This window comes from Thermus scotoductus DSM 8553, assembly GCF_000381045.1.
In the GTDB taxonomy this organism is placed as follows: domain Bacteria; phylum Deinococcota; class Deinococci; order Deinococcales; family Thermaceae; genus Thermus; species Thermus scotoductus.
In genome coordinates this window covers 1-8,801 of sequence record NZ_KB905776.1, presented here as the reverse complement: position 1 = coordinate 8,801, position 8,801 = coordinate 1, and the positions used below count along the sequence as shown (strand labels likewise).

Annotated in this window: 8 protein-coding genes; 1 reads left to right on the top strand and 7 read right to left on the bottom strand. The window is 63.3% G+C overall.

Translation table 11 applies throughout. The features are described from left to right. A partial coding sequence (locus F604_RS0110740; RefSeq protein WP_248644177.1) for an RNA-guided endonuclease InsQ/TnpB family protein occupies nt 1–776 on the bottom strand: 776 nt, incomplete at its 3' end. A 271-nt stretch (nt 777–1,047) separates the two neighbouring features. Here F604_RS0110740 and F604_RS13455 point away from each other — a divergent pair. Further along, entirely contained in the window at nt 1,048–2,373 is a 1,326-nt protein-coding gene (locus F604_RS13455; RefSeq protein ID WP_019551651.1) for an S-layer homology domain-containing protein, read from the top strand. Nucleotides 2,374–3,343: 970 nt separating this feature from the next. Here F604_RS13455 and F604_RS0110725 read toward each other — a convergent pair. From F604_RS0110725 to F604_RS0110695, 6 genes are all read right to left on the bottom strand, one after another. Continuing rightward, nucleotides 3,344–3,946, bottom strand: a complete 603-nt coding sequence (locus tag F604_RS0110725) for a hypothetical protein (RefSeq protein ID WP_019551649.1) — start codon at nt 3,944–3,946, stop codon at nt 3,344–3,346. A 38-nt stretch (nt 3,947–3,984) separates the two neighbouring features. Beyond that, nucleotides 3,985–4,440: a hypothetical protein gene (locus F604_RS0110720; protein WP_155984181.1), complete on the bottom strand. Its 456-nt coding sequence runs from the start codon at nt 4,438–4,440 to the stop codon at nt 3,985–3,987. 805 nt (nt 4,441–5,245) lie between these two features. Next, nucleotides 5,246–5,629, bottom strand: a complete 384-nt coding sequence (locus tag F604_RS0110710; RefSeq protein WP_019551646.1) for an ExbD/TolR family protein — start codon at nt 5,627–5,629, stop codon at nt 5,246–5,248. Further along, nucleotides 5,626–5,979, bottom strand: a complete 354-nt coding sequence (locus tag F604_RS0110705) for a MotA/TolQ/ExbB proton channel family protein (protein WP_020700631.1) — start codon at nt 5,977–5,979, stop codon at nt 5,626–5,628. Before F604_RS0110705 ends, F604_RS0110710 begins: the two co-directional genes overlap by 4 nt. 66 nt (nt 5,980–6,045) lie before the next feature. Then, the gene (locus F604_RS0110700) at nt 6,046–7,716 is read right to left on the bottom strand and encodes an Ig-like domain-containing protein (protein ID WP_155984180.1); all 1,671 of its coding nucleotides are present in this window, start codon (nt 7,714–7,716) and stop codon (nt 6,046–6,048) included. Between the two features lie 203 nt (nt 7,717–7,919). Next, nucleotides 7,920–8,753, bottom strand: a complete 834-nt coding sequence (locus F604_RS0110695; RefSeq protein ID WP_019551182.1) for an IS982 family transposase — start codon at nt 8,751–8,753, stop codon at nt 7,920–7,922. Between the last annotated feature and the right edge of the window lie 48 nt (nt 8,754–8,801).

Here is an 8,801-nt window from a genome sequence, read left to right as displayed (position 1 = left end):
CTCAGGTCCTCGTGGACGATGGTGCCATAGCGGTTTACGAGATTCCTGGCCAGCTTGTGGTGGAAGTCCCTGCGCCTGTTGGCAATCTTCTGGTGTTGCCGGGCCAGGCGCATCTTGAACTTCTTGTACCGGTTGGACCCCCGCTTCTTCCTGGAAAGGGCTTGCTGGGTGCGGGCGAGTTTGGCCTCGGCTTTGCGGTAAGCCTTGGGAGGGGCGAAGGTTTCCCCATCCGAAGTGGCCACGAAGTGGGAAAGCCCCAGGTCGATGCCCACTGCCTTGTCCGATGGGGGCAGGGGCTGAAAGGATACCTCGCAGACGTACACCGCGTACCAGCACCCCGCCGAGCGCTTGATGGTCAGGGTCTTGGGTACACCTTCCAAGGGGCGGTGCTGCTTGATGCGCACGTGGCCCACCCCCGGAATCTTGATCTTGCCGTTGCCCAGGGGCTTGCCCGGCCCGACCCATTTCCCCTCCCGCCACACCTGGGGGAAGGTGAAGCTGTCCCACCAACCCCGCCCCCGGAAGCGCGGGTATCCGGCCTTCTCCCCCCGCTTCACGCGGGAGAAGAAGCCCTGGAAAGCCCGGTCGAGCCGCTTCAGGGTTTCCTGCAAGACCTGGGCGTACACCCCTTGGTACTCCGGCCTTGCCGCCTTGACCTCGCCCAAGAGCCGCATCTGGTCGTACACCGTGACCGACTTTCCGGCCTTCCGCCAGGCATCGCGGCGCTCCTGCAAGGCGGCGTTGTACAGTTCCCGCGTCAGGTCCAGGATGCGCACCAAGGCTTCTTCCTGCGCCCGAGTGGGGTACAGGCGGTATACGAAAGCTTTCTTGTGTGTGGTATTCTCGATGTGCGTCGCCTCCTATCCAGGTGATGCCGGGCTCGGGGTGCTCCAACACCGCCGGGCCGTTTCTGTTCCCATCATACAACCCCTGCGGGGTTGGTGGAAAGGGGTCCATGTACCCCCGCATTGAAGATGCGGGGCACTATAGCCCCTTCCACACCATCCCCTTTTCTGTAGAAGCCTGGATTGGGCTATACTCTTGGTCATGAACCGCCTTTTCATGCTCCTTATCGTATCCGTAGGTTTAGCCCTATCCCAAGAAATCCAGGACCCTCCTGCCTCCCCCTGGACCCGGGAAGCAGTGGAACTTCTGGTGGCCAAGGGGGTCTTCATCGGCTACCCCGATGGTACCTTCCGCTGGCGCGAGCCCCTTACCCGGCAGGAGGCCGCCTTGGCCCTTTACCGTCTTCTAGCCGCTTACGGCCTGGACCGCCTATCCCCCGGGGAGGTGGAGAGGCTACTTTCCGCCGTGAAGGGCCTTCAGGAAGAGCTGAAGGGTCAGGAAGGGTTGGTTTCTGCCCTGCAGGATGAGCAACAGGCCCTGAAGGAGCGCCTCAAGGCCCTGGAGGGCAAGCCCCAGGCGGACACCCGTCCCCTGGAAGAGGCTCTGAAGCGGGTGGACGAACGCCTCAAGGCCCTGGAGGAGGCCCAGAAGGGCCTCGAGGCCGCCCAGAAAGCCCTGGAAGCCAGGGCCCTGGAGGAGAAGCTTAAGGGAGCCCAGGAGGGCCTTAAAGATTTAAAGAACCGGCTCAAGGCCTTGGAGGATAGGCCCTGGGTAGACCCCAGAGACGTAGAATCCCTGAAGCGGGAGCAGGAGGCCCTTAGGGCGGCCCAAAAGGGCTTAGAAGACCGCCTCGCCGCCTTGGAACGAGCCCGCACCGCCCAGCAGGAGGCCCTTAAAGGGCTGGAAGAACGCCTGAAGGACCTTCCCGAGGCCCGGAAGCTGGCGGAGGAGGCCCAGGCCCGCCTCCAGGCCCTGGAGCCCCGCCTAAAAGCCCTGGAGGAGGGGCTTAAGGAGCAAGGGGGCCGCCTCAAGGCCCTGGAGGACCGCGTCAAATCCCTGGAGGAACGCCAGGCCCGTACCGAGGACCGCCTTCGGGCCCTGGAGGAGGAGGTGGTCTCCTTGAAGCGCACCCTGACTCCCTCCCGCCAACCCCTGTACGTGGGCCTGGCCATCTACCGGGGGGACGTCACCGGGGAATGGTTCGGCCGGCTCCTCCTGGGCCACGACGCCCTCCTGGGTCCCTTGGGCCTGCGCCTGGCCTACGAGGCCCCCTTCACCAACCTGGAGCAGGGCCTTGCCAGCCTCGACCTCACCTTCCGCGCCTCCTACGGGGACCTGGACGGCTACTTTGGCGTGGGCGGAGGGCTATACCTGGAGGGAACCGCTTTTGGCCAGCTCCTCATCGGGGCCGGGGTGCGGATGGTACCTAACCTGAGCGTTTTCCTGGAAGGGCACCAGCGCTACCTCTTTGACGGCCAGATGGGCCAGCGCTCCACCCTAGCCTTCGGCGTCGCAGCCCGGTTTTGAGGACCTCCCGGACCAAAGTCCGAGGATCAAGGCGCAGGTTCGCTCCGCAACCCCTACTCTACGCAACCCCCAGCTTGGTGAGGGGCACCGCCTGTATCTTGCAAACCGGAGAACTATAGCCCTTCTCACCTATGGATATGGAGCTTCAGGACAGAGGCCGGATTCTCGCCAAGAGAACACCACATCGGGCATACCTGAGCTCCCGTCCTCGCTGAAGCCCCACGGTCCGTAAAGAATTCTTAAGGTGAGACCATGGGAAAATTCTCCTGCATCGCGCAAAGGTCCCCAAAATCCTTGGGCCTCGAGGGCCAAGGGAAGTTCTGGAATTTGGATTCGCAAGGCTGCCATCACGGCTGGCCCGTAGGTAAAGGGTTCCAGACCCAACTGGGGTCCCAAGGGAAAGATTCCTCCCAACCTGACCTCTCCCTCTTCCCAGGCCCAACCAGCCCCCACCAGAGCACGAATCCCACCTGCGCCCATAAACCGGTCCACGGAACCTGCAGGTAACCCCAAAGCCAGGAAAAGCCTACCCTTGCCTAGGTATAAGTCCAGGCGCCCATATGGGTCCCTGAGGCCTAGGGTCGGACCTTCCCAACGGCGCTCGATCCCACCCTTCCGGGCAAACAGGAGAACCTGACCCTGGACCTGATTCTTCGGCAGACCAAGGGCCTGATGTAAGGGGTCCAGTACGTAGTCTAGGAAACCACCGTAGTACAGGCTCAAAGGCCAATAAAGGGACACCTCTACGGGGCCGACCCGGTAGCCCACCCCGGGTTCCAACCGGATCTCCTCTAGGTCAAAACCCATCTCCCCCCAGGGACCCTGGGCATAGCTCAAGTGATTGGCTAAGGAGATGCCCAGGTGCCACCGGCACCCCTCCGGACTAAATTCTCGTGGGCCTTGCAAGGGAAGAAGAAAGTTTCCTGGCAGGGGCATGGCCACCTCTTGGGCCAAGGCCCCTAAGCCCAGGCTAACGAAAACTGGCCAAAGGAACCCCAAACGCATACACGCAATCCACACTTTGTTCCGTCATAAAGATGACCCGGAGTTCCCCTTGAGGGTCCACCCTCTTTCCCGCCAGGTCAAGGTAGAAAACCAAGGTGCCCGTGTACGTGCCATCTCCCGCCTTGGTCCAGTCATCCAGGTACGTGGTGCGGTAGGCCCTCACGGGCTTACCCTCCACCAGGGCGCCCAAGGTATAAGCCTCCCGTAGCTCGAGCCGCGGTAAACCCGCCACCCTGAGGTAAACCCGGAGGTGGCCATCGGGGAGAAAGCCCTTAGCCTGGGAGAGCACCTCTGCCCCCCGCACCCGCCGGAAATCGTTCCTCGCCCTCTCCGCCAGGATCTCCACCACCTCCAGTTGCCCCGCCACCCTGGCCGCCACGGGCCGGCTGCCTTGGGGAGGCATGCACTCCTGCCCCCGCTCTACCGAAAACTCCAGGGGGCTTGCCTCCCAGGCGATGGCCACCCGGGGCAAGCGGCTGTAAACCCCCTCCACCACCGCCTCGGCCTCCTCCAAGGAGGGGCTCGGGGACCACGCCCAAGCCACCACCCCAAGGCCTAAGAACGCCATAGGCCATAAAACCCTCCGCATCCATCCCACCCCCTATCCTAGCGAATAAATACCAGTTGGCACGTGGAAGGAGCCAGACGCACCTTCTCCGCTTCCTCGCGGGAAACCACCACGAGCTCAGGGAAACGGTTTTGCGGGCCTCGGGCCCGGGTGGAAAGCGCCCTCACCCGGTACACCCGGCTAAAACCCTCTTCCCTAAACTCCCCCGGTCGGAAGAAAAGGGCGATGCCACTCCGGTCCACCACCTCTGAGGGTACCCCCTGGACCCGGCCGGGCTCCGGCCAGATCTGGCGCCCCTCGGGATCCAAGATGGCCGGGGAAGGTCCTGCGGCGTAGGGGAGGCCATGGAGCTCCACCACCACTGCACACCGACCGGATTCCCTCCCCGCATCCGGCCCCGAACTGGGCCCCAGACCTTCCCGGGAAGCCGCCTTCCCCAGTTGGACACTCGTCCCTGCCGTCTCCTCCTTCCCTGCCCCCTCACCTAGGCCCATTGGGGTTTGCTGCACCTGTCCACCCCCGGAACTGGACCCTACCCCGGGGCCAAGAACCGGACCCCCTTCCTCCCTGGACCCCGCACCCCTTGGCGAAGCCCAACCCCGGCCAAGGGCCTCCCCTTGGTTCCCCCCCTGCCCTCCCCCTATCCCCAAAGGACCTGGAGTGCCTTCCTGCTCTGCCCGGGGTTTTCCCTCCTGCACCGGGACCAGGCCCTCCCTGCTGGGTTCCGTGGGCTTCCGAGGGGAGAGGCCCTCAGATTGGGAGGAGGACACCCACGTAGAGGCAGCGAACCCCTCCTGTGGTCCCTGGAAACCTCCGGCGTCCGGTGCCGGAGTCACCCCTTCCTTACTAGGTTCCGTCCCTTCCCGGGCCCCCCCTTGCGGTGGCCCTGGGGCTAGAGTTTCTCCGCCGGATTCCCCTGGCTTCCGGGACAAAAAGCCCTTGGGCTGGGAAGGGGGTGCGTTCGTCTCCTTCAGCACGGTCCCGACCATCCCTGACCTCGAAGCCTGGCCCGTAGCCTCCCTTGCCGTAGGGAGGGAGGGGGCAGGCTGTGCGGAACCCTCAGCCTGAACGGTAGGTCTGGGGGCTGGCTGGGAGGGGAGCCGGCTGGGTTCCGGCCTCGCCCTGACCGGGGGCGGCTGGGGAGGTCGGGATGCCTCCCTCACCTCCGCCCGGGAGACCCCTGGGGAAAGGACCACCGTGTAGCCCTCCATGGGCACCGGCCGAGGGGTCAGGGGCACCAGGAGGAACCCATAGAAGGCCAGGAGGTGCAAAAGAAGAGAAAGAAAAAAGGCCTGGCGCCTACTTTTTGACCGCCACTTCCAGCCTTGTCCCCCCTGCACGGCGCACCGCCTCCATCACCGCCACCACCCGCCCGTGGGCCACCTGGGCATCCGCCTCCAGGCGCACCGGCCTATCCCCAAGGGATAAGGCCCTTAAGGCCTCCTCCAGCTGGGCCAAGGAAGCCATCCTCCTCCCTTGCAAAGCCAGCCTCCCTTCGCGGTCCAGCTCCACCAGGACCACCCCCGCACCCGGAAGGCCCTCCCCCCTGGGCAGGGAGACGGAAAGGGCCCGTTCCCGGGCCACGCCCCCCGTGAGGGCCTCGGGAAAGCGGGCCAACATGAGGCCAAAGAGGGCCAAGAGCAGGAAGAGGTCAATGAGGGGGATAAGGTTGAGGGGCCTCACCGCCTACTCCCCCCGAGGAAGACCCGGCCCCCATAGGCCACCACCGCCACCAAAAGGCCCGCCCCTGTGTTCACTAGGGCCTCAGCGATACCCCGGGCCAAATCCTCTGGGGAGGCCTCCCCAGCTAGGGCCAAAAAAGCCCGGATCATTCCCCAGGTGGTGCCGAGCAGGCCAATGAGCGGGGCCAGCTGCGCCAGGCCTTCCAACCTTTCCAGCAGGGGCTCTTCCACCCTGCCTTCCCGTTTTAGGAGGAAGGTGGCATACAGAATGAGGTACACCACATACAGGGAGATTAGGGCCAAGAGGGCAAGGATAGGCCCAGCTGCCTCCAAAAACCAAGCAGGCCTCATGGTTCCATGATAAGGCAACCCGGGCTGGGGGTTTACCCCCAGCCCGGCTAAAGCCCCGCGTTGCTGTTATGGCAGCACAGCCCAGTGCCCGTACTCGTTGAGGAGGAGGGCGTTCAGGGTAGAGGTGGAGACAACGGCGTAAGGAGGAGTCTCAGTGAGCTGGACGACGCTCCTCACCGAGGGAGTCGTAGGAACCACCGCGGGCATACCCACCGGCTTCTGGGCACCGTCAAAGAGACCTTGCGCGTAGAAGGCTACGTAGAGGTGGTTGCCGTCCGAGAGAACATTCGTGAAGTCGTTGGGGTCTGCAGCGTTAGAGACAACCCTGTACTCAGTCCGGCCACCACCAAGGGGAGTGCTCTTGAGGGTAGCCCCACCACCGTTGATCCCGTTGGGTTTGTTAGCCGTGTGCCTGACCTTAAGGGTGTGGTAGAAGGCCCTGGCGTTGCCCGCACGGTCCACGGCCATGGCGATGATGTAAAGGTCGCTGTCAGTTTCGCCAGCCTCAAGGTTCTCCGGGTCAAGAACGGGGAAGACCACCTGGCTCAGAGCAGAGGTTCCGCGGCCAATCTCAAAGAGGTCGCCGTCGGTCCAAGGGGCGTTGCCGGGGGCAGCGTAGTAGAAGCGCACCTGCTTGACACCGGCAGTGGGATCGTAAGCAAGGGCAGCGTAGGTGGCCTGGCTACCCGCCGGCACCCGCAGGCTGGGGGTGGGGCTCTGGCCGTTCACCAGGAAGTTGTTCAGGGTGGGGGCGTTGTTGTCAACGGTAACCGTGACGGTGCGCTCGGACTCGTTGCCCAGCAGGTCCCGAGCACGGAGGCGGAAGGTGGTCAGGCCGTCCTGGACATCGTTAACATCGATGGTGCCAGGGGTAGGTGTGGAAGCAGGCGGAAGGCTCCGGGCACCAGCGCCCCAGTCAAGTCCAACCTGGGAAATCCCCACACCAGCATCGGTTGCTTTGTAGGTGTACCGTGCCTCCCCGGAGACAAAGCCCTGATCCGCGGGGAAGATATCAAGGCCATCGGTCACCTTCAGAGTACCACTGTCCACCACCTCAAGTTCAACAGTAGGAGCGGTGTTATCCACACCTACCACGAAGCCCGAGAAGGGCCCCTGGTTTACGTTGCCCATGGCGTCCTCAGCCACGGCGTAAACGTGGTAGCGCCCATCGGCAAACTGGGTGGTGTTCCAGGAAATCTTGTAGGGGTAAGCAGTGGCCTCGCCAATGGTGAGCTCAGGGGCATTCTGCAAGTCAACGCGGCGGGCCTTGTAGATGACCTTCTGCACCCCAGAAGCCAGGAGACCAGGGCCGAAGGGGTTATCCCGGAAGTCGGGGTTCTGCAGGGTGAGCTCAACCGTTTTGTTGACCCAACGGTTGCTGGGCTGATCCGGGTTCAGCTTGTTTACAGGACGGACATCGGGGAGCTGGGGAGCAAGGTTGTCAGCAACGATGGCCCAGTACTGGTCCCGGATGGTGTTGTTGCGCTCCACGCGGGCGATGACGTAGTGAACTTCCCCCTGCGGGATGGAAGCGGTGTTAAGGTCGTAGCTGGCACTGTCGGTGCCGCTAGCCACCACCTGGCCAGCCTGGAAGTTGTTGGTGGTGGCCAAAACAATCTTCACGGACTGGGCCCCGGGCGCGCTCACAGAGAAGCGGATGGTGCCCTTGACGAAGCAGTCCTCCCCACTCTGGTTGGTGCGCTGGATGCTCTTTATGACGCCACCCTCGCCCTTCATGGTAAAGGAGAAGGAGGTGTCCCCCTTAGGGACGCAAACACCAGGGCCAGGAGGGGTGGCCTGCGACTGGAGGCTCAGGCGGATGGAAGTGGTCTGACCAGCGGTAATGGTGGTCACCTGCTGCCCCGGATTAAAACCTTGGGCAGAGGCGCTCACCGTGTAGGTACCCGGGGTGAGCTGTGTGGATACCTTAACCCAAGTTGCTACCCAAGCATTTGTTGAGCCAAGAGATTTAGGTTGTGGGCCAAGATGAAGGAGAGCACCTTGATCACAAAACCCTCCTGGGTCACCGCATGGATGCGCCGCGGGAAGAGGGCATGGAGCATACTGCCCACCGTCTCCACCACCCTCCGCCCCACAATGGCCAGGTACTGCAACCAAGGCACATACCGCCGGCTGTTCCTTCTACGGATGACCATGGGCACAATCCCCCCCGCCTCCCGGAGGAGGTCTTCATAGAAGTGGCTTTCGTACCCCCGGTCCAGGTAGAGCTCCGCCCCCTCGGGAAGGTCCAGGGGAAGAAGGAGCAAAGAGCTCAGATCATGTAGGCTTCCCGGGGTCAGGCTCACTTCATGGATAAACTTCCCGTCGTCCACCAGGAGGTGGAGCTTGGGGCCGTGGAAGTAGACCCGTTTGCTGGGGATGAAGCCGCGGTAGGCCTTGTCTGGGAAAAGGCGGGAGCGGGGGGCGCGGATATTCTCGCAGGCGGGGAGGGGGAAGGTGTCCAAGGCGTAGGCCTGGGCCTGGTGGAGGTTTTTCCAGGCCTGGGCTAGGAGGTGGAGAAGGGGGAGGAAGAAGGGGTATAGGGCGTGGAGTCTGCGGTTGAAGCGACTTGGGGAGGGGACGTAGGTAAAGAGGCGCAGGTCTTTGGCGAGGGCCAGGGCCTTGTTGTGCTTGCCGCCCAGTTCCATGGCGGCCAGGATGGCGAGGGTCAGGATGGCGGAGGCTGGGGTCTTGGCTTGGGGGTCGTCTTTGTAGCCCAGGGCCTGGAGGGCATCGTCTATAATGCAAAAGGCCGCTATGATGCGCGACAGCATAGCGGCCACTATTTTTTCAGGCCTCGGGATAGGTAGCAACTTGGGTTA